The sequence below is a fragment of the Paenibacillus castaneae genome (genome assembly GCF_002884445.1).
GTDB classification, from domain to species: Bacteria; Bacillota; Bacilli; order Paenibacillales; family Paenibacillaceae; genus Pristimantibacillus; species Pristimantibacillus castaneae.
The window spans coordinates 3,338,031-3,359,425 of sequence record NZ_KZ614144.1; the positions used below are offsets into that span (position 1 = coordinate 3,338,031).

23 protein-coding genes and 1 pseudogene are annotated in these 21,395 nt (G+C 38.2%); 5 read left to right on the forward strand and 19 right to left on the reverse strand.

Annotated features, from left to right (window positions below):
- The first annotated feature begins 135 nt into the window (after positions 1 to 135).
- Positions 136 to 537, forward strand: a complete 402-nt coding sequence (locus CEF13_RS14995; RefSeq protein ID WP_102711570.1) for a VOC family protein — start codon at positions 136 to 138, stop codon at positions 535 to 537.
- 111 nt (positions 538 to 648) lie between these two features.
- Here CEF13_RS14995 and CEF13_RS15000 read toward each other — a convergent pair whose 3' ends face one another.
- The 3 genes and pseudogenes from CEF13_RS15000 to CEF13_RS29585 all read right to left on the reverse strand — a co-directional run.
- Positions 649 to 1,446 (reverse strand): excinuclease ABC subunit UvrA, encoded by a 798-nt coding sequence (locus CEF13_RS15000; protein ID WP_102711572.1) that lies wholly within the window; start codon positions 1,444 to 1,446, stop codon positions 649 to 651.
- 1,116 nt (positions 1,447 to 2,562) lie between these two features.
- A complete protein-coding gene (locus tag CEF13_RS15010) occupies positions 2,563 to 3,135 on the reverse strand; it encodes a YdcF family protein (RefSeq protein ID WP_102711576.1) in 573 nt (190 codons plus the stop codon).
- A gap of 248 nt (positions 3,136 to 3,383) precedes the next feature.
- Positions 3,384 to 3,493: pseudogene (locus CEF13_RS29585) on the reverse strand (phosphoenolpyruvate carboxykinase (ATP)); the annotation flags it as partial.
- A gap of 116 nt (positions 3,494 to 3,609) precedes the next feature.
- Between CEF13_RS29585 and CEF13_RS15015 the strand changes: the two are divergent.
- Positions 3,610 to 4,260, forward strand: coding sequence for a glycosyltransferase (locus CEF13_RS15015; RefSeq protein ID WP_208414785.1), 651 nt, complete (start codon positions 3,610 to 3,612; stop codon positions 4,258 to 4,260).
- Positions 4,261 to 4,505: 245 nt separating this feature from the next.
- Here CEF13_RS15015 and CEF13_RS15020 read toward each other — a convergent pair whose 3' ends face one another.
- Positions 4,506 to 5,621, reverse strand: coding sequence for a protein kinase family protein (locus CEF13_RS15020; protein ID WP_102711580.1), 1,116 nt, complete (start codon positions 5,619 to 5,621; stop codon positions 4,506 to 4,508).
- Between the two features lie 292 nt (positions 5,622 to 5,913).
- Between CEF13_RS15020 and CEF13_RS15025 the strand changes: the two genes are divergently transcribed.
- The gene (locus tag CEF13_RS15025) at positions 5,914 to 6,249 is read left to right on the forward strand and encodes a hypothetical protein (protein WP_102711582.1); all 336 of its coding nucleotides are present in this window, start codon (positions 5,914 to 5,916) and stop codon (positions 6,247 to 6,249) included.
- Between the two features lie 232 nt (positions 6,250 to 6,481).
- Here the strand turns inward: CEF13_RS15025 and CEF13_RS15030 are convergent, their stop codons facing one another.
- The 8 genes from CEF13_RS15030 to CEF13_RS15065 all read right to left on the reverse strand — a co-directional run bounded on the left by CEF13_RS15030 (position 6,482) and on the right by CEF13_RS15065 (position 13,494).
- Positions 6,482 to 7,543, reverse strand: a complete 1,062-nt coding sequence (locus CEF13_RS15030) for a DUF4037 domain-containing protein (RefSeq protein WP_102711584.1) — start codon at positions 7,541 to 7,543, stop codon at positions 6,482 to 6,484.
- A gap of 127 nt (positions 7,544 to 7,670) precedes the next feature.
- A complete protein-coding gene (locus CEF13_RS15035) occupies positions 7,671 to 8,576 on the reverse strand; it encodes a D-alanine--D-alanine ligase (protein ID WP_102711586.1) in 906 nt (301 codons plus the stop codon).
- Positions 8,573 to 10,036: a MocR-like pyridoxine biosynthesis transcription factor PdxR gene (pdxR, locus tag CEF13_RS15040; RefSeq protein WP_102711588.1), complete on the reverse strand. Its 1,464-nt coding sequence runs from the start codon at positions 10,034 to 10,036 to the stop codon at positions 8,573 to 8,575. Before pdxR ends, CEF13_RS15035 begins: the two co-directional genes overlap by 4 nt.
- Before the next feature lie 159 nt (positions 10,037 to 10,195).
- Positions 10,196 to 11,467 carry an FAD-binding protein gene (locus tag CEF13_RS15045; RefSeq protein WP_102711590.1) on the reverse strand — a complete coding sequence of 424 codons (1,272 nt, stop codon included), beginning with the start codon at positions 11,465 to 11,467 and terminating at the stop codon, positions 10,196 to 10,198.
- A gap of 134 nt (positions 11,468 to 11,601) precedes the next feature.
- A complete protein-coding gene (locus CEF13_RS15050) occupies positions 11,602 to 12,069 on the reverse strand; it encodes a hypothetical protein (protein ID WP_102711592.1) in 468 nt (155 codons plus the stop codon).
- Positions 12,070 to 12,302: 233 nt separating this feature from the next.
- Positions 12,303 to 12,761 (reverse strand): hypothetical protein, encoded by a 459-nt coding sequence (locus CEF13_RS15055; RefSeq protein ID WP_102711594.1) that lies wholly within the window; start codon positions 12,759 to 12,761, stop codon positions 12,303 to 12,305.
- Between the two features lie 13 nt (positions 12,762 to 12,774).
- The gene (locus tag CEF13_RS15060) at positions 12,775 to 13,074 is read right to left on the reverse strand and encodes a hypothetical protein (RefSeq protein WP_102711596.1); all 300 of its coding nucleotides are present in this window, start codon (positions 13,072 to 13,074) and stop codon (positions 12,775 to 12,777) included.
- A gap of 192 nt (positions 13,075 to 13,266) precedes the next feature.
- Positions 13,267 to 13,494, reverse strand: a complete 228-nt coding sequence (locus tag CEF13_RS15065; protein ID WP_102711598.1) for a hypothetical protein — start codon at positions 13,492 to 13,494, stop codon at positions 13,267 to 13,269.
- 217 nt (positions 13,495 to 13,711) lie between these two features.
- Here CEF13_RS15065 and CEF13_RS15070 point away from each other — a divergent pair, with 217 nt between their 5' ends.
- Positions 13,712 to 14,350 (forward strand): cell wall hydrolase, encoded by a 639-nt coding sequence (locus tag CEF13_RS15070; protein WP_102711600.1) that lies wholly within the window; start codon positions 13,712 to 13,714, stop codon positions 14,348 to 14,350.
- Between the two features lie 46 nt (positions 14,351 to 14,396).
- Positions 14,397 to 14,585: a hypothetical protein gene (locus CEF13_RS15075; protein ID WP_102711602.1), complete on the forward strand. Its 189-nt coding sequence runs from the start codon at positions 14,397 to 14,399 to the stop codon at positions 14,583 to 14,585.
- A gap of 230 nt (positions 14,586 to 14,815) precedes the next feature.
- Here the strand turns inward: CEF13_RS15075 and CEF13_RS15080 are convergent, their stop codons facing one another.
- From CEF13_RS15080 to CEF13_RS15115, 7 genes are all read right to left on the reverse strand, one after another.
- Positions 14,816 to 16,075 (reverse strand): carboxylate--amine ligase, encoded by a 1,260-nt coding sequence (locus CEF13_RS15080; RefSeq protein ID WP_166742955.1) that lies wholly within the window; start codon positions 16,073 to 16,075, stop codon positions 14,816 to 14,818.
- Between the two features lie 256 nt (positions 16,076 to 16,331).
- Positions 16,332 to 16,517, reverse strand: a complete 186-nt coding sequence (locus CEF13_RS29695; protein ID WP_102711606.1) for a GNAT family N-acetyltransferase — start codon at positions 16,515 to 16,517, stop codon at positions 16,332 to 16,334.
- Between the two features lie 407 nt (positions 16,518 to 16,924).
- Complete coding sequence (locus CEF13_RS15090) at positions 16,925 to 17,206, reverse strand: NUDIX domain-containing protein (protein ID WP_102711607.1); 282 nt, start codon at positions 17,204 to 17,206, stop codon at positions 16,925 to 16,927.
- 1,406 nt (positions 17,207 to 18,612) lie between these two features.
- Positions 18,613 to 19,074, reverse strand: a complete 462-nt coding sequence (locus CEF13_RS15100) for a hypothetical protein (protein WP_102711609.1) — start codon at positions 19,072 to 19,074, stop codon at positions 18,613 to 18,615.
- 154 nt (positions 19,075 to 19,228) lie between these two features.
- Positions 19,229 to 19,807, reverse strand: coding sequence for a hypothetical protein (locus tag CEF13_RS15105; RefSeq protein ID WP_102711610.1), 579 nt, complete (start codon positions 19,805 to 19,807; stop codon positions 19,229 to 19,231).
- 276 nt (positions 19,808 to 20,083) lie between these two features.
- Positions 20,084 to 20,761, reverse strand: coding sequence for a SurA N-terminal domain-containing protein (locus CEF13_RS15110; RefSeq protein WP_102711611.1), 678 nt, complete (start codon positions 20,759 to 20,761; stop codon positions 20,084 to 20,086).
- 194 nt (positions 20,762 to 20,955) lie between these two features.
- The gene (locus CEF13_RS15115; protein WP_102711612.1) at positions 20,956 to 21,297 is read right to left on the reverse strand and encodes a VOC family protein; all 342 of its coding nucleotides are present in this window, start codon (positions 21,295 to 21,297) and stop codon (positions 20,956 to 20,958) included.
- Between the last annotated feature and the right edge of the window lie 98 nt (positions 21,298 to 21,395).

A 21,395-nucleotide genomic window follows, 5' to 3' on the forward strand; every position in this document is an offset into this window, starting at 1 on the left:
ATATCCCCCTTGGGATGTTATTCTGCCCAGTTTAATGAAGATATTCCATGCGGTTTCTTTAATAAGATTCGCTTCTGCTGCCAGAAGTGGAGTATAGTAGGAGTTGTTGAAAATATATTCTAGGAGGCTACAGCCATGTCACAGGAGATCTGGATTAACCTGCCGGTCAAAGATGTTGAGAAGTCAACTGCCTTTTTCAATGAGATTGGATTCCATGCGGTGAGCGTTGGTAACGAGAGAGCCAAGCTTGCCATAGGCCAAACAACGATTATGCTGTTCCCGGATGCGGCGTTTGAGAAATTTACAGGTTCAAAAACCGTAGATACTTCCCAAAGCGCAGAAGTAATATTTTCCATTGGCGCTGAAAGCAGAGAAGAAGTAGATGCCTTTATTCAAAAAGTAGAGTTTGCCGGAGGAAGCATCTTTGGCAAGCCGAGTGAAATTGACGGCTGGATGTACGGCGCAGGATTTGCCGACCTGGACGGTCACCGCTGGAACCTGCTGTACATGGATGAGAGCAAAATGCCGAAACGCTAATATGAAAACGCCGGTCACCTGCTTAAGGTCACCGGCGTTTTTTCACAACCCCTATAGTCTCATATCTGTAATTCAAATCAAAATCGTTGCTTAGAAGGAAAAATTGTTACCTTAACCTGTTTTCGGATTCACCAAGTCTCTACCATCGAAAGCCGAAAGAGACTTTAGACCAATTTTACTTAGATAAAGTAGTCGCAATTCCAGATCATTAATCAATTCGCAATAAGTATCTAGCACTTGCTTGTCGAGACCATTGCGTAATTTCTGGAGAAATAATAGTGATTCCGAAACCGGCATTCTCATCACATCTGAAAGGGAATTCCCCATAACCAAGCGTTCTATTTCCAACAATCTTTCGGAACAATCTAGACACTTATCATGTCGGGAAAATAATTTTATCGCCTTAAGGTTTCCTTTACTAGTTGTTCCAGCGTCACGCATATATTTCAAATCGGATACGCACCCATGATAATAGTTTTTACGTACCTCTTTCTTGTGAACGTATGTTACAGGTCCCTTATCATATCCATAGAGTAAAATATCGGTAAATTTCATATCCTGCTCAGCAAGTGGCCTTTCAAAGTCAATCCCGATCATTTTAGCCAATTCTTTAATCTTTGCAACAGGTCCGCAGTTAGTACCCGCCCATAGAAGCACAGCTCCTTTTTTAAGCGAGAGTTCAGTTGCGACCATACGACTTGGATCAATATCTCCAATGACAGTGCCCGTGCCGTTACATGTAGGGCATGTTGGAGTGCTTTCATGTAAAGACCAAGTGCCGTTTTTCTCTCTGGCCTCCCCAATATTCGCATACAATGACGAAAGATGTTCTAACACTCCAGTAATTGTACTAACAAGGGACCCTTGTTTTTTGGCGTTAAACTTATTATGGGAAAGTCCAAATTCCATTTTAAAAACCCCCTTTGGCTGTTTGGCTAATACCCCTTAATTATACCGATTTCTGATCCTTTTTGTAATATTTGCCTTAAAGATGTCCTGCCCGTTACCTTAATAAACAAGGAGCAGCTGCCATGGCAAATCTGCTCCTTGTTTTGTTAAACTATTGTTCCCCGCTAGTTAAACAATGTCCCAATCTCGGTTTGTTCTTTTACCTCATCTTTTAATAAACTAAAGCCTCACGTTAGTTAAAGAAAGATGACCTAAACACTTTTTATAAAAACTCAATTTCGTTATTTACACCTTTGTAATGCAGAAATATTTGAAAGTTGCGTTCTTTATTTATTTTTTCGAGTTCTTCCTTGGAGTAGTCCCTATATATTGTTTCAAACGAAAGAGTATATAAGTGTCCATAACCTGTGTCTATTAAATACAAGGATGGTATTGGTCCTAATTCATGGTATTTCAACGAAAAATATTAATTAGTTTATTCAAAACGATGTATTCCAAGACAACTATCCCTATGCAGATAAGTATATAAAACTGAAGTCTCGCTGTGTTAGTTCTGTCCCTCCAATATTCCCCTCTAAATAATGAAATTATGTTAGGAGTAAAAGTATGCCTAATAGATTCGTTATAATCATTTTCATCTTCAAAAAAAATACGGAACAGAAATTTATATATTGGAATATTTAAGAACAGTAAAACAATGATCATAATCAGTTCATAATTCACACTGCATTCCTCCAATATTATCCTTATCCTTATTTTACGATATATAATTTTCTTTGAACATAACTATCCGTTAGCGTGGAAAAGACATCCAAATTAATTCTAATTCGTATCATCTTTAGTATCATCTTTCCTGCAGTTAACGTAGCTTTGATGCTACATCAGGAATGAGATAAAGTTCATATCAAAATCGGGAATCGCATAAAGATCTTGTCATCACGCTTTGACAACAACCTTTCCCCATAAAATAAAAGTGCCGCGATTTACGCGGCAATTGATGAGCTAGTGTTATTGTCACCTGACTGTTAGAGTGGCACGGAAGTTTCAGACAAACGAGTCATGATACTGATTCGATCCTACTTGAACGCAGATTAGGTTATCACTTTATTTATATCATTATTTAAAGAGATATTTATAATATGCTGGGAATTCTCGTATTATTGAGTAAATATCTCTAAACTCAAAGATTTTGGCATGAGCTGAATACACTTCTTTAAAATCCATTTTTCTAAATGCTAATTTTGTCCTAGATACATGAAAATATTGAGTAATAACCATAACGGAGTCTAATTCTAATTCATCCATAATCTTGCTGGTATTTTGGGCGGTCATATATGAATTGTACCCATTATTATCCTCTATAATTTTTTCTTCCGGTATCCCTTTATCTATTAAATAAGATTTCATAACCTTTGCCTCATCGAAACCTTCCTTACCAATACCACCACTTACAATGATAAAAGTAAAATAGCCCCCATCATAAAGTTCTACAGACGTATCTAATCTTGCTTGTAACCGCTCAGAAGGCTGTCCATTAACTTCTACTTTATTTCCTAATACTACAGCTACGTCAACAGGTCTCAATTCATCATTCAACCCATCTATTATCACGAAAGTAGTGTGAATGATAAACCAGATGAAAAGACTTGCTACAAATATTAAAAAACGTTTAATAAAAACAAAGTTCAATCTCTCACCTGCATTCTCTCATTTTTTATCTATAATCCTTCCTAAATATTATCACACTTGGACGCATGAAACATTCCACGCAGTCGCTCCATTACTCACCTTTAAATTAGAATCTATTCGTTAAATCTATCCGATATCCTTTAGTTCCTATGGCGTTGTTCTCTTGTTACAGTCCCTTTGTGTTTTTACTTACGGATGAGCAGATGTTCCTGGTTTAACTGGGGAATCAAATAAATTTATTTGATTCCCTCCGCCATGAGCTTGCGCTCGGACGTCGTTTTACCTGTGCCGGACAAGCCGAAATACAAAGCGACATCGCCTCTCCCCCTACATTTGCCGAGCAATGCATCGGTAAAACACCTTGAACAACTCCTTGTGGCGGAACGTCGTAAATAATCCTCTGTATATAATCGGAAATTTAAACCAAAATAATACAGCTTAGTTTATTCCAAACGTACAGAGGAGCAGATGAATATGAAAAACAAATGGTTGTTGTCATTGCTGTTAACCATGACGGTTATTTTAAGCATGACGCCAGCAGTATCTGTGCAAGCAAAGGCAGGCGAGGAGAAGGATTTGACTTGCCTAAGTTCCAAAATGGTGCAGTTGAAAGTCGATATGCAGAAAGTTTGGATCGACCATACGATATGGACAAGAAGCTATATTGTCAGCGCCATATCTAATCGATACGACCAGAAGGACGTATTGGATCGGCTTTTGCGGAACCAGCAGGACATAGGCAATGTGATCAAACCTTATTATGGAGAAGCCGCCGGCAATAAGCTGGCTGAACTTCTTAGAGAGCATATTCTGATCGCAGGGAAAATTGTAATGGCTGCCAAAGCGGGAAATCAGGCGGATGTGAAAAAACTAGAGGCGGATTGGCATAGAAACGCCGACGATATCGCTAAATTTTTAAGCGCAGCGAATCCGAACTGGCAGTTTAAAACGCTACAAGATATGTTGTATACACACCTTCAGTTGATTACGGAAATAGTCATTGATTGTATCAAAGGAGATTGGAAATCAGATATTGCAGCAACCGACAAAAATGAGATCCATATGATTCATTTTGCGGACATCCTAACAGAAGGCATTGTCAAACAGTTTCCTGATAAATTCTAAAGAAAAATTTTTGACATTTAAGGCATTAATAAATGCGCCATTTAGATGACACACCCCCCCCTGACGTCAAATGCTCCCCAATTAATTGGGGAGCATTTGACGTTGTCCTTATGAAGAATCTAGCAGTAGCTTTATGAAATCATAAGATCAAAGAAGCCTGTGCTCCCTGCATAAAAACTTCCGGACACAGTTTATGTCATTCAACTCCGTATGATTCATTTGTGGAGAAATGATATTTGTGTAATTTAACTATCGTATCCCGTTAGAAAAGCCGGCTCGAACCCAATTTTTGTACAGACCCGTTCAATCTCCTCGAATGGAAAAGCGGTAGTTCTGCTCGTCGAAACGAGATTAGTGTAGAAATCATTCATCAATACGGCTATCGGTGCGTACCGCATTATAATTTTCGTTGCTGAATCCATCAGCTCTGGAGACTCGTCACGCTCAGCACAACGGCGTATGAAGTCTATTCGTTCTGCTCGGTTTACCGTACCAACCAATGCCGTTACAAGCCAGTTCACTAACGCTGTTACCACATAACAGCCATCATGAGTCTTGTTCACTTCAAGAAAATCCAATTCGGAATCGGACAGTTCAAACCGTGAAGACGTTGCAAGACCAAAGTCCGAAATATAAACACGGATTCCATCGGTTAAAACATTCTTAAAGTGAAGATCGAAATGTTGTAACCCGTTGACATTCATAAAGGAGACTGCGGATCGGAGATTGAAATCCACCATGGTTAGTGCTGAAGCAGTTTCATTCTCACCAATAGCAACCTGTTCGGAAAGCCAGTCGTGCAGGTTGTAGGGAACGTACTCACAGAACAATACAACACTGTACACGGATTGTTCAAGTGCCTCAATACGATCACGCATATTTGGAGAACCCCAAAACTCAACCATACCGGAAACATCGCTCAGTTCATCAGAGATTGGAGTACGTCGTTCTGGACTTTTTAACACCCGCCAGTGGTACATCAACGGAAAACTCTCACACTGTTTTGCCAGCACCCAGTTGGTGGTCATGGTGTGAGCGGCGACCTCACGCCACACGCCAAAACCTGGTGAACCTATACCAAAGTGGCAAAATGGAGGAAGTTTAAACACGTTTTTCGTGGACATGGCATTTTCAGCACGCATTTCTTTTTCCGTAAGAGGTATTATTTTCATGAAGATGGGCGTTTTCTCAAGCTGCATCAAAGCCGTTGTACCACCAATGCCAGTACTAAGACTTGTAGCATCTTTTACTCGTTTTCGTAGCTGTTCATCGCTGAGCAATGTTAAGGCAGTTGACACGGCGGCATAGCGGGCAAGTCGATTGTCATGAGACACATAAAAGTCTTTCGGTGATGATTTCATAAAAGATAATCTCCTTTCACTCTGATGTCCTAAACCGAGTTAAATTATAAGGCTAACAAAAGTAATATAATTGTCCTCATAAAAAAACTCCCTAACCAAATGGTTTCTTAAAGTAAGATACGCTCTAGAATAATCCCTATTTTACTTTACCATTTACGACAATTGGTCTTATAGTATAATTAGTAAATTATTGTAGGATTATGAAAGTACACAACTAAATGAGAAAGGATTAATTTACTTGGATCCAAAGGGTTATTTGTATTCAGCTGAAATATGGTAGGTCATGGAGTATATGATAAAATATGAGATAATAAATTCCAAGCTGTCACAACCAAAATCACTTGATGCCGACATTATCATACAGGAAATAGAGGAAATCATAAATACATATGGGTTAAACATAACGCAAAAAACAACCCTTTCAACGATGAAAGGGTCTATACATTACCACCTTAAACAAGGAAAAGAAGCAGGCGTTTTAGAGTTAACATACTGGCCTTCTAAAAACCGATTATGGACAGAGATACACGATAATAGGCTAGCAGACTGGAACAAAGATATTATTTTTCCATTTACACAAGCATTAGCAAATTGCTTTTGTGGCGAATTAAGATATGAAAATGAATAGTAACAATTCCAAAGAACCATTCCATTGTTAGGAATGGTTTTTTCTCTATACACTAATGTAGACTTTTTAGTATCACCACCAAATACTTGTTATCAATACGGTTCTCCGCATTGTATGTAACGGATGTTTTTAAAAGCTACAAGTAGAGTACATCTTAACCCAATCAACACTTTCTATAACAAAAGGCTGCCGTAGCAGCCTTTCAAAGTTTGAGCTATTGATCCCTTTTCGTTTACAAACTGGGTTTAAATAGATTTTTCAAATCTTTTCTTATACATTCTTCTTCTCCCTCAGACCACTTATTCATTTTTCTGAAATCCGTGTTGTCTGTAATCTGGTCTATGTTTCCAATCAAACGTTTTTGGGATAACTGTTTAATGTCTATATCCTCAATTTGATTTACAATGAGGCTAGCTATTTCTCCACCGTTCATTACTTTAAAGGGACGATCAAAAAAGGTTGAAACGTCATCAGGAATCTTTTCAGTGAGCCCTAATCCGTTGTGCATACTTGATAGATGTTTGTAAGCATTATTCAAAGCATGCTCGCGTTCTCTCCATGTAACTGCCGTTTGAGCAGTCCAAAGATGAGTCATTATTTGATCAGAACATTTCAAACGTTTAAATGCAGTACCAAACCATTTTGGATAAGGTGCATATTGACGCTCCATGAGAAAGCAGAGATTGATGATATCGCGGACTAGGCGTGAAGCGATAATAGCTGATCCAAGCTCATCGCCTATAAAACCCGAACGAAGCATAAGATGTTCTTCTTGACCGATTCGTTGCCAACTTGACGCCATTAAATACAACCATATATCGTGAGGGTAATATTCGAATTGTTTGCGTAATGTGGAAAGCTGGCCGTTATCATCCCTATAAACTTCTCCCTGTGTTATTTCGAGAAGTGACTGCGAAGGAAATGTTAGCCAATCTACTAATTCTAATCGTTCATCTTTATTAACACCCAAGTGACTTTCGATGAACCTCGGAACCGTTGTAATTACGCTCTTCCTTATATCTACGAGGAAACCATAGAACTGTTTCGGAGCTTGCTTGTGCAGAGTTGATTGTATTTGTTCTGAATACCCGCTATCTAGTTGGTTTAGAAAAAGATATACCCGGGGCACCCAATCGTGATCAGTCGACATTTCTGTATCATATCCGAGGACTTCGCTGCCAGGACCCATTAGAGCTGATGAATATGACAAAAAAGAGTAATTGCCCGCCATTACAGGTTCAACGAATTCCAAATGAAATCGATGGCATAATTCTATTCCCTTAATAAAAGACATTCCCCATTCCTCCATGCCCATCAAACACAGCTAATTCACTCCTCATTATTTCAACATAAGCTAAACGCAATGTATAGTTAAAAATCATTTTTATTGAACTAACCTGTCCGTTTCTATGGCCTTTGATTTATCTCTTTCTTTCATTAAGTGAGTATTCAATTATAGAATCCAACAGTTGACTGAATGAAATCCCCGCAGCTTTCGCACTTTTAGGAAGAAGGCTATTTTTCGTCAAGCCAGGTAGTGTATTCACTTCCATGACATAAGGAATTCCATCTTTAAGAATCATATCGATTCGGGCGTAAATGCTGCATTTCAATGTTTTATAACAACCTAGTGCAGAATCACGGACTCGCTCAAAAATATCGGTTGGCAATTGGATCACTTGTTCATCAGCACCGCCGTCGTCATACTTGGAAGAGTAATCAAAAAATTCGGATTGAGACCGTATAGTGATGATGGGAAGAAGTTTTCCGTTTAAAATGGAGCAGGTTATCTCTTCACCTCTAATATATTGCTCGATCAACACTTCATCATCCCATTGAAAAGTTTCATGTAACACAGGTATTAACGTTTCTTTGTTTTTTATTATTTGGATTCCTATACTCGAACCACCTGAATTTGGCTTCACAATAACCGGATATCCCAGTCGTTCGACCTCTTCCATACATAATTCATCTGCACTACTTAGATGAATCCAATCAGGAGTATCGATGCCTTCATTACGAAATAGTTTTTTGGAAATATTCTTATCCATGCTCAAACTGCTCGATAAAACGCCGCACCCGGTATAAGGAACGCCAACTGTTTCAAGTGCTCCTTGAATCGTTCCATCTTCACCATACTTTCCATGAAGCGCAAGCAGTGCCACATCCATATTTTTCACTTTTTCAACGAGTTCGTCCTTACTATTGATTTCAATCGGATACAACTCATATTTTTCTCTATCCAAATTAGCAATCATTTCTTTACCAGTCATAAGGGATACCTCTCTTTCTGATGAAATACCCCCCATAATTACACCAACTTTCATAACTGAACCTCCTTCATCATTTGTTTAGCTGTATCACCTATGATTTGAATCCCTTTTATGATGTCCTCATCTGCAACTCTTGAGAAACCAAGACGCATCGTATGATGGCCTTTATTATTCGTAAAAAAAATGTTGCCCGGTGTAAATATAACCCCATTGCGACGACAGCAATCTAACAGGACATTGGTATCAAAATTATCATCGAATTCAATAAACACGTGTAGTCCTCCGTCGCCTGAAAGCCGCTTTAACGGAATAAACGCTCTACAGCACCGAATAACTAATTCACACTTCCGCTTATATTCAGCTTTAGCTTTTTTCAAATATTTCTCGAAATTGCCATTATGAAGATATTGATAAAGCAAGGATTGATCTAGCGTGGAGGTGTGAATGCTTTGCGCTCTTTTAACGCTTTCAAGATAATAGATGAACTCTTTATCCGCCAAAACCCATCCAACCCGAAGGCCTGGGAAAAGAATTTTAGAAAAACTGCCTATATATATGACACTGTTTCCATTACCGTTGCATGCAATTAAAGGGGCAATGTGGGATCCTGAATATCTTAGTTCCTCGTTGAAACCGTCTTCTATCAGCGGGACTTGATATTTATGGAGCAGCTTGATAACTTCCGTTCGTTTATGAGGAGACATCACAATACCAGTTGGATTATGATAAGAAGGCACAAGATAGGCTAAATCAAATGGTCGTTCTGACAATTCTTTCTCCAGTTCCACAAGATTGATCCCATCCTGCTCCATCTCAATACCCGTAATTTCAAATCCATGCATTTTAAAAATTTTAATAGCTGCATGATGAGTAGGATTCTCGCAAATGACACGCCCATTTTTCTGGATTAAAGCCGACAATATGAGGTCTAACCCTTCTGTAAAACCATTCGTAATCAGGATTTCCTTACCCTCTAGATTAACCCCTTTATTCTCCAAGTATCGAAGCAAATATTCCATTAACGGTTTATAGCCTTGCGCATATCCATAGTTTAAGATGATTTCACCCTCAATGGACATCCGATCTAAAAAAGCTCGTTTGACATTATCGAGATCAAACAATTTTTCATCCGGTGCGATACTTGTAAAATTGATTTCCCCTTTAATCGAGCGAATCCCATGCTTAATAAGATCCAGCTCTTCAGCAATCTTCGCTTGATCACTAATGTTCTGCTTCCAATTAAGCTGCCATGATTGTGCAGTTACTGCCTCGCCCCATATTTGAGCAACAAAGCTCCCTTTTCCTTTATCTACATATACGAATCCTTCGTCTTTCAAATCATCGTAAGCACTAACTACCGTATTTCTACTGACATTCAACAAAGTACTGAGTTCACGCGTGGACGGGAGTTTCTGATTCGCTTGCAATACGCCTACAGTAATTAAACGTTTCATATATTCCTTTACCTGGGTATAGGCTGGGCGGTCATCCGTCAAATTGAATTCAGTAAACATCCAATCACCCCTAGAAATATAATGGCATACATTTAACAATAAAATAAGGACCACGATGTGTGATTTTCTGCCCACTTGTGGGTTAGCTTTAATAAATAAAGGGGAGCAGCTGCCGTAGCATACTGCTCCATGTTTGTTCTAATATCGCTGATTTGGTAACTATGAATAGTTCTCCATAATATAGTTTTTCAAGAAGGCGTTGCAGAACTTTCCGTTGGGGTCGAATTGAAGAAGTAATTGTTTAAAATCGGGCAGCTTCTCGTATAGTGATTGTAGATGGACGGGCGGCATAGCAAACAACTTTGCCCAATGAGGACGGGCATGGAAAGGCGCAAGCTGTTCCTCGATTATCGGTAATATTTGCCGGACAGCCTCCCAATCCGCCTTCCACGTAAAGTGAATAGCCACCGAATCCTGCTTGTAACAAGGGCTCATCCACAGATTGTCTTCCGCAATCGTGCGAATCTCGGACACATAAAGATGTGGCGATATGATGTCCCGTATTCGGTCAATCGCACATAGTGCATGATAGGCATCTTGGCGCGACACGAAATATTCACTTTGCAGTTCTTCACCAGCGCTTGGCGTGAAGTCCATGCGGAAGTGAGGCAGCCGTTCATGCCATGGCCCGGAAATACCCAACTGCTCGCTGCAATTGTCTGCAGAGTGGCCTGGTACTGGATGTCGATGCTCGGTTGCCAGCTTAGCGCCAAAAAAATGTGATTCCACTGAAGCAGGGTCATGATCTGTTATTTTCTGCTTTAGCCAGACTTGATTGAATGACGCTGTTTTCCAATCCGTAAATAGACTAACACTGTAAGCACTAGAGAAAATATCATCAAAATGATCTTTAAGTTGCACGAAAGGCAAATTATCGAATACGAATTGCCTCATCTGAAATGTGGGAACCACATCTAGCGTAATTTGCGTGATAATTCCAATTCCTCCAAGTCCCACGACCGCTCCAGCAATGAGACCTTCTTGTTGGTCACGAGAGAAAACGACTCTCTCCCCATCCGCTTTGACAACTTCCATGGAATGCACCGCTGATGAAAGATTACCGTTCTGGTCACCAGAACCATGTGTTCCCGTTGCGCATGCTCCTGCAATTGTAATGTGCGGCAACGACGCCAAATTATGCAAAGCAAAGCCATATCCGTGCAGATATTGACACAGATCACCATATCTAATACCAGCCTCGACCGTAACCTTACTTCGTTTATGGTCTAGTTCAATTACTCGGTTAAGCTTCTGAAGAGAGAGAAGGCTCTCGGAACAATCAGCGATGTCATTGAACGAATGGCGAGTGCCAAGTGCCTTGATTTGACTGCTACGAGCTACTAATTCTTGTACTTGTGCCACAGTTTCCGGAACATGGAGTTCCGAAGCGCTATACCTATAATTGCCTGACCAATTTCGATTATTATCCATACACATACACTCCCGCTAAATCGGATGAAAGATCAGTGCAAAAATATTGATATGTTTAAAATAACATTCCACTTTTTATGGAAGTTTCCTTCCCGTAGCTGAGTGGAACTGCCGATGCAACACCATTCATTTTCTTATCTAGTCCATGTACTTTCAACTTTCTTGTCCAGATAATCATATACATAAATAAGTTGTTCTCCATCATCAACTAAATAGAGTTTACTAATAAATTCTTCACTCATAGACTCTTCATCGTAAGAAATATCCATACTGAACCCGTGAATTATGATGTATTGTTCCATTAGGTTTACTTCTGTTACCTCATATTCCGCTTTGCTCAATAGTTGACCATTAATGATACCAATATGTTCTATCCCGTCATCTAAACCTAAGTACATATCTTTTTCACTTGCATTTACCCAATGTCCCTGAACCTTTTTGATAAAATTTTTATTCTCTAAAAGTTCATGGTTATCTTTAGATGTTTGGTTATCTTCTTGTGTACTACAACCAGATAAAAGTAAAGACAAAAAAATAACAATTAAAACTCTTCTCATAACCTCACCTACTTTGAATATAATCTGATTTATATTCGCTTTCACTAATCAATTATCCTGCCCGTGGGACTTGATCTAGAGGCTGCTTATTAAATCTACTCATGGTAGAGATCCAATGATTCCAGATATCGGTCTACATATTTCTAAAGAGAAACAAGTCCTTAAGCGTCGTTAATGAGGGTGTAATCAGAAGTGGAGGAATAAGCGATTTACGTCATTGCAACGAAATAAATACAGCCGCTCTCTCAAGAGAGCAGGCTGTATTTATCTTAAAGCTATTAATTAGATGGAATGATTCGAATATCCTTATCCAGATTAGCAAGCATCATGTAATTGCGATTAAAAGTAAAGATGCGTTTCACCTGATAATAAGACATGGTCACAGCTGTGAATGCTTCGCTGAGTGAGAAATGGAGCTCGGGCCTGTCCATAAGCAATCTGCGCGATTCCCTATCAAATTCAGGACCGCTTGAGATGACCGCCAGCTTGCCTCTACTCACTGCCTTATCAATTGCATTCAGAAAATATTCTGCCTGCTGATAGCTGTATTCATTGCGAAGCCATTCGTGAAGATCAGATATAATGGAGTTTGTTGTTACGTAATTACGTTCAAGATCATGCAAGTCCGAAAACAGGGAACGAGCTTTCACATAACGTGGGTCTTCAGGGTTCATTAAAGCGGCTAAAGCTGTTTCATCAAGAAATATTGTATCTTGAATGTTCAATTGGTTATCCATATGTTTGCACTCCTTAATCCTTTAGTTTGCAAATACCATCCAAATACAGAAGCGGGTTATCTTCCTTTTGATCCACTGAGAATGGGATTAATTCGTTTGGGGCACTTGCTAAGTATTGAACAATGATTCCATTAACGATCGTTTGCACTGTCGTATGCTGTTTATCGGCGATTGCTTTCAGCTCAACATAAGATTGTGAATTGAGTTCTATAGTACCTCCTTCTTGTTCTTCACTTTTTGAAGAAATAAGTCCGGAAGCGGATGACGTTACTTTTTTGATTTGATTTTGAATGAAGCTTTTGTAATTATTCACTATCGAGTTTCACTCCTTATGTATAACTCTTATTACTATTCGTCAAATTTTGTCGATTTCAGGGGGTTATGTCTGTTCGAATGTCAACTTTTGGCTTCCAACAAGGTGATGAGCGAAATAAGAGATTATTAAAAACAAGGAGCAGCTGCTGCGGCAAGCTGCTCCTTGCATCGTTCAATTATCGTTACCCTATTAAGCAAATTTATCTGGGAGCGCCTTAATGATTTCTTCATATTGCAGTGCAACTGCTACCTCTAAAATATGTATAGGGTTTTGATGAGCGTAAGCTACAAGCAATTCTTTAGTAAATTCATCATCATTTAATTTTAAACTTCTTTTTACTAATTCCATCATAGCTCTTTGATTACGAAAATTAAGCTGTTCTATTTTTTCCATTGCTAATTCAATATCACCCTGCATTGTACACTCCTACTATCCGTTATTTGCGGTTTTAAATTATTTTGTAGTCATAATCATCGTTAATATAATAATAATTCGATGCATTTCCTTTTTTTCAGGGGGGGGACATATATGAGAAAATCTTAACAAGATTATCCTATTCATGCTGTGATAGAATAAGCGCTCTAAGCCATTCAATAGATTACCTATTATTAGCAAACGGAGGGATTTGAACATCATGTACAGACTTTTGGCATTATTCGCTCTACTATTACTCGTTACCGCAACCACAGCAAATCACAAAGTAGACGCTTCACCTGTCTTGAAATTCGGCAGTGTGGGGCAGGACATTCCGGATCTGCAGTTCCGGCTTCAGACGATCGGTTATTACAATTTGCCCATAGATACAAGTTTTGGTAACGCCACCCGCAGCGCGGTTCAACGTTTTCAGAAAAATAACGGTCTCCAGAGTGACGGCGTTGTTGGCCCGAGAACATGGGCGAAGCTCAATAAATTGACGGTCAACAAAATAGAGCTTTCCATGCTTGCGCGTGTCATCTATGCCGAGGCGAGAGGGGAACAATATAAAGGTCAAGTGGCGGTCGGTGCGGTCGTAATGAATCGACTCCAATCCTCAAAGTTTCCGAATACAGTAAAAGGAGTCATTATGGAGCCAAATGCTTTCTCCGCCGTAAAAAACGGACAGTACTGGCTTATTCCGAATCAAACGGCATTCAAGGCTGCAAAAGAAGCTGTAAAAGGGGTGGACCCTACCGGCAATGCATTGTTCTACTTTAATCCAAGTATCACTAGTTCGGCATGGTTCAAGTCGCGTCCAGTCACCAAGAAAATTGGCAATCATCAATTTACACTATAGGTAGTCAAGAGAGAAAAACATTTAACTAGAACAGGAGAATAAATGAGTGAGCATTGAAACCAATGAACGGCATCAGGCTAGAGTTGAATTGGTAATGGATATTATCAAAGTCATTTTTGAGAAAGAAACTATTCCACAGGCTTTCAAAGAGAAATTACATACAATGAGCTATGATGATTTAGGCATTTTTGTTATAAATATCGTAAAAAACCGATCCATTGATGAAATTCTTTAATTTATTATGGTCTATTAATAGTAAGTAGTGTTTCAACGTTAAGCTTTCTTCCCATAACTTTCGTATTAGAGGTTCAGCCAGATCTTTCTGGTTGAACCTCTTTGTTTACTATGGATAATTCTGGATTAATAATTGCAAATTTAGAGAAATCAGCGATTACGGATGAGGGATACACCCATAATCGCTGGTATCCATTGTTCCAATTTCAATTATTCAAAATAAATGGTTACCTATCCTCTCATTTCGGTAGATACAGCTTGTCCCTTGTTAAAATAATATCGTCGGTAATTGTTTATATGGCCAAAATAATATCGTGAGACTCTTAAAATGCGTTTCAGGTTCAAGTCTTTTTTAAACCAAAGTGATTTGAGCACTTTTTTCTGTTTGTACAGATTTTTAATTTCAGCAGATAATGCCGGTTCAGTCACATATTTTCGCAATACGAGATTCGGTACATTTGTCCATAGGGCTGTTTTGTCACTGTATATGCAGTCATTATCTATTCCGTAAACGACATTATCTATCAGCGCAGCTATCATGTTAAGACCTGCTGCCCTGACAAAAAAACTGCTTCTGCCTAGTCTCGGGTTAATTTCGAACATCATATATTTGCCTGTTCTGCTGTCATATTTCATATCAATATTGGAAAAACCGACATAACCAATATCCTCAAGAAATGTCTTTACCTTTTGGTAAATGTCCATATCAGATCGGGAAATAATCGCAGCATAGTTGCCAAGTGTTTTCGGCGCATATTCCTCAAGTACTGGCTGGCCAAGACACATTATTCTCACATTCCCGTTGTCATCGGAGTAGCTATTGATAACACGCATCGAGCTGTCATCGCCAGGAATAAATTCCTGTATAATTAACTTTCCTTTATAATCGGAAGTATTCATGTTTTTGACCATCAATAAATACTCATCCTTAGTGTTAAAGAAAAACACCTTCTTTTTACCTTCAAAATGACAGTGCAAATACGCGTAGGCATTGCTGTTTTCAGGCTTTACGACGATTGGAAATTGAAAATCCATTTGTTCCAGCGCTCTTTCACGCTCATGCGGTTCACAAACAATCGTTTTCGGATAATCCAGTCTATGTTTTTCACATAGTTTATAAAATTTATCTTTCGTATCAAACGTATCAAGCAAAGCCTCGGAAATAAAATGATTCCCAATAAGTCCTTTGAATTTGCTATAATGCCGTGACAACAACGCAGCATAATAATCCGAACAAGGAATAACGACTATTTTTCTATTCGGAGCCGTATGTTTTTCCAATATGGAAAGCAGAGCGCCTGGAAATACTGTATCATGGTCAAATCGATCGATTTGAATGAGATCAAACAATTTGCTGTTCATCGTTGGGATTAACAGCCGGGTGCACAGCAACAGCGGCTTGATCTGGTAAGCCTCTTGGATCAGTCTTACGTTTCCATATGCATTTTCATCACTTCCAAGTATAATCGGCAAAAAATCGTAACTTTTCATGTTTTCTCCTTGTTCAATATGTTCTGTATTCATTCCTCTTATTATATCAAAAAACATGCCTCAATTAATGAGAAGTGGCATTATTTAATTGAGCATTTTGCAGAAATCTAAGCCCAGGATATTAGAATATAAAAAAGGGTCTTCACCCCATTTTGGAGAAGTTTTTCGGTGACCAAACCAAAAACGTCAGTACGTTCATTGAGCACTCTTGGGCGCGTATGATTTGCTGTATCGTAAACCGATGTGAAGTACAAAGTTATTTATACATTTGTACGTACCACATATTAAATCCAAGTTGATCATAAAAGCTTGCTGTTTGTTGCCACCGTTTATTTGAGGATCCAACCAAAGTTCGTGTTACATTGTTTTCTTCTGCTTTGGAGAGTAGCTCCTTTATAAGTCTTTTTCCTAATCCTTGACCTCTATGCTCTAGAGTATGTATACTTCATATAATTCTGTCTTCAGGCAGGCATGTTCTCACTTCATGCAAAATAAACCCTCCCAAAAGAAGATGATACTAATTAACAATTCGATGAACCCACTGAATTTTCTTACCTTTTAGATTAGCAAAGAAAGAGAGCAGTTGCCGCAGCAATCTGCTCCTTGTTAGTTGAACTATTGTTCTTCGTTAGTTTAACCTATCCTTGTATAAATGTAGGTGTCCTCGTATTGATTCGCAATCCACTCTGACAACACATTACGTGTAGGTGCTCCTAGAATAAAATTAACGTCATTGTTTGGATGCAATTTATAATCGGTTATTTCACTCAGTGGAATCCAAGCAATACCCACTTGATGAACGTCAGGGTTTTCACCTACCTTCGCTTCGTGCTTCGACGTGACCTTACACTAAAATGTAAAATCAATTTGATGAACATCTGGTTCTAAGTCAGGGAATAAGGAATCCCTCTTAGCGATGAATTCATTAATAAAGAGAAGTTCTTCAATTTCCACCTTTAAACTTACCTCTTCGAACACTTCTCTAATCAAAGTTTTTTGAATGCTTTGACCATGTTCCTGTCCGCCACCTGGAAGAACATAGAATTCCCCTTGAACACCAGTTCTTCTTAATACGAGTAATTGCTCATCCTTAATTATCATAGACCCTGCCGCTGTTCGAATTCTCAACATATTCGCACCTCACTGTAATAAATCCCTAACGAAATAAAATTCGCCAATTAGTTATTTTTACCTTTTTCGCTTGAGTTGCAACATAACTGCCTGTTAGTTGAGCTGATTTCCAGCAAGCAAAAAAAGCGATGGATCGGTTCTATCGCTGTGCTATCGTTCTCCGTTAGTTTAATGATGCGATGCGGTTTGGTGGTGCTGGTGTGACCAGGCATTCACTTCTCCGACTTTGCTTCCGAGACCGAGGCGGCTTGTCCGCCGATGCGTGAACACATTGTTAGATGAAGTTACTCGCTTCGAAGCATAACCCCATTCGAGTTATTAGGCAAAAATCCTTTTTAATATCCCTTCACCATATTCTTGAGGATAAAACCATACAGAAAGAACTACAGTTACTAGTAATAACAATACCCATGATATAAAGTTTGATGTTCCATTACGTTTTCTAAATTTAAATAAATATATAAGGACAATCACACTATTAAGAAAGTATATATTTGGTAAATATAATATACGTCCTAGTCCTGTATTTGGAAAGTTCAGTATTAAGAGTGTAATTAATAGTATTGAAGGTGACATTGCAAGCAAATATATATCAGGATTATTCCCTACCCAAAAGTTATTTAAGTTAATTCTGGGCAATCCAAAAAATGTTGTATTACAGTCAGAGCATCTGTGTGAATAAGGGATAATAAAAGGAATTAATGCAATCAACGCTCCATAGTCAATGGCACCTGTAAAAAAGTAAAAATTCAAAAATAAGTAGATGGAAAGTAAGAGTCTTGTATGAAATGAACTTATCTGTTTGACTTTTATGCTTTGACATTTAGAACAGTGCTTCATATTTCCACCTCTTATTTATCATAGTCAGAGCATAACTTATTCAGTGATTTATTAGTTTTTATGGTTTTCTAGTAATTACATCTAACGCCTTATTTATGTATTTCGCAAATCTTCCATATTTGAGGTATTCGTGAAATGATTCAACTATCCTGCCAGTTAGTTCAACGATCTGAACTTTTAATCCCTCGCAGTAAATCGTATGCATTTATGGAATATCCCCATCTCTTCTCTATCTGTTCAATAGCGACCTTTGTTCTCCATAATCCTTCAATTGTTTCAGCAGATTCATATGTAGTTGTACAATCGCGGACGATATTTGTCTTATACCCGTAAGAGTGCATATTAATAATTCCATAATCACTATGAGTAATGCATTCGTCTGTCTCAAATCCCATATAGAAAAGAACTCGAATATTATGTTGAGTAAGAAGCCGATGAAATTGTTCTTTTGAATAAACCAATAAATCTCGATCTTGGGGTTGCACTATCTGAGGAATCTGTATTTGGGAATACGTTTCGATTTGTAGATTAGACCAATCTAAATGGTACACATCATTTGAATGCCTTTAACTCCATTCTTGTCGCCACTCTTTTTCTGGGAAAACATTATTAGCTACCTTAACATCGATGTGCCGGTTGCCTGGAGATTCAAGTTTCCTACGTTCTTCTTCTGTTGTTGAATTAAGCCATTGAGGAAAACTGTTCAAAAATGGAGCATGATTACAATGAAATATTTGAACTCCTAATTGTCTCAGTTCACTAATGGCGGGAGCAATTCGATTTGTTATGATCTCCTTCTTCCTTAATGCATGCGATACCCCTCTTTCCGTACTTAATTCCCATCCAAGGGATGTAACAAGAGGGCCATCATCCCAACCAAAATTCCATAGGTCTACTAAAGCTATTCCTATTTCCTTAGTATTAAGTTCATACGATGAAGCTGATCGTAAATGGCTAGATTCGGTAAAAGGAAGTCCATGCTTTGGAGATCTAGGTGTATATTCCAAGTCTAATTTAAATTTCAACATAATCACCTCTGAGGTAATATTCTCTAGTATTAAGGAAAAACCCTTTACATCATTTGCTCCGCTATACTGCCCGATAGTTCAACGAGGCTGCCGTTTCATGCCGGCAGCCTCGAATTGGTGATTGTTAAGCTATAGTACCCGTTAGCGTAATGATTCAGGGTTCTTTTTGATTGGCAGCCAACATGTCGTTTACACTGTGCAGCTCTATTCGATCTGCTTCTTTTCTGCCGTCAAAATAGTCATTCTCACCTATTATTGAAAGTTCATCATTTTCAAAAAAGACTCTTAACCTCTTTGCCTCGACTTTTATAGGGACCAGATATTGTTGAAGCCTTGTTTGATCGTTTTTTAATACTACTATATATTCTTCATTGGTCGTAATGAAGTACAACGCAATGTACCTAAGAAAAGTAAACCCTTCACAGTAATCATCGTACAATATTTCCATTATTCTTAAGGACTCGTTATCATTTTGATCCAATCTATTTAGCAAACTCAGTATTCTTTCTTGTTCAAATAAGCCAGGGTCTATCAGTTTTCTGATTTGCTTCTCGGTCTCATTAAACGAATATTTACTTCTGTAGTCTCTAGAAACAAAGTCAAGATATTCGTTTTTTCCAAGAAGGTTTTCTAACTCGTAATGACTATATAACCACTGTTCTAATTCAGAAATGGGTATTTGATACTTAATAAATCGATACAAGAATCGGTGTGCTTCAATTTTATCTAACATGCTATCAGGCCCCCAAAATGCAAGTTACACCCATTTTATAACAATGCCCTCTATTACGCTAACCTACCCGTTAGCCATCCATGCCGCTCACACGACACCACAGATTATGGAAGTATTTGCGTTCTTCCATGGGAGCTTAATAAACAAGGAGCAGCTGCCATGGCAAATCTGCTCCTTGTTTTGTTAAACTATCGTTCCCAGATAGCTTAATGAAGATCGGTCTGATAATTCGCAATATCCTTTGATCAAACTCAGGATTTGGAAATAGAGGGATTCTTAATTTATTTTTGATTTTGAACTTTTGTACTCACCCCACAATAAATTTTGTAAATCATAAAACTTTACCTGTCCAAGTTCAGCTAATAATCTACCAAGTATTAATCCTGTTTTTTGATTCTGTATAGTTAATAAATCATTCCAATATTCTTGTTCCGTTAATTTTCGAGCTTCTAAAATAAAATTAAAATAGTTAGTCATTCGCTCATCTTTTATATCGTTAACGTTTTTCACATACGATTCCCAATCACTTTCCGAAACTGCAATTCCTAATTGCTCTGCGTATTGAAGCATAATTCTCTTTTTCAATTCTTGTTCTCGGATTTCCATTTCACTCTGAATAGTTGCCGAATAATAGTTAAAATTTGCCTCATTATAGATTTTAAGTATAGTTTCGTATTCATCTGTTATTTCCATACGATCCATTTTGATAACCAACTCATTATTTTTCAACCCATTTGCACGAATAACAATAGAATCATTGTTTTGCAATTCTTGAATATCCTTTTTATTTTCTGTTATTGGCTTATTTGAACTTTGTATAATTAAATCTTTGGAATTGACATCAATAGCGTTTGTATCAGATTTATTTGATTCTTTATTTCGAATTGTAATTACGATAAAAGTAGCCAAAATTGCAATAAAAAATATGCTTAAAATCCAATTTACTTTTTTCATATTTCCTCCTTATACTTAAATATCCAAACGTGAATACAATTGTAAGTTGCCTGTTAAACTTTCAAAAATCTTATCCTAATACTACCACAAGATAAAAATGTTGTTAAACTAACCTGCCCTTAGCGTAGCGAAGGGCTGCCATGTGGCAGCCCTTCCGCGGCTGAACTATCGTGTCCCGTTAGTTTAATGATCGATTACCGCGTTCCATACCACGGAACAGTTACTGGGTCTTGAATAAACCCAAGCATATTCCCCCATGGATCGTAAAATTTTAAAAACCTAAAGTAATCTTCACCATCTTTTGGTTCATCAAAAGCTGCAATTCGAACATTCTGTTCCTGTAATTTTTGGTGAATCGAATCAATCTTAAAAGTTTTAAACATAATTACAGGAAATTCTCTGCCATCATTCGAAAAGTTAGCATTGGAGTTCGATTCCTCCGTTTTTAGTAAGAATAGATTCCCCTTGCTAGTTGGGATACCTGCGAACCAAGCATCATCATTGGCACTAGGGAGATTTTCGCCTACTCCAAACATTTTCTGATACTATTCTGCAGCCTGCAGTAAGTCGCCATAAATCGGAATTTGTACATGGTCTATTGAAAAAATATCACTTTCCATCGCTGATAATTGTT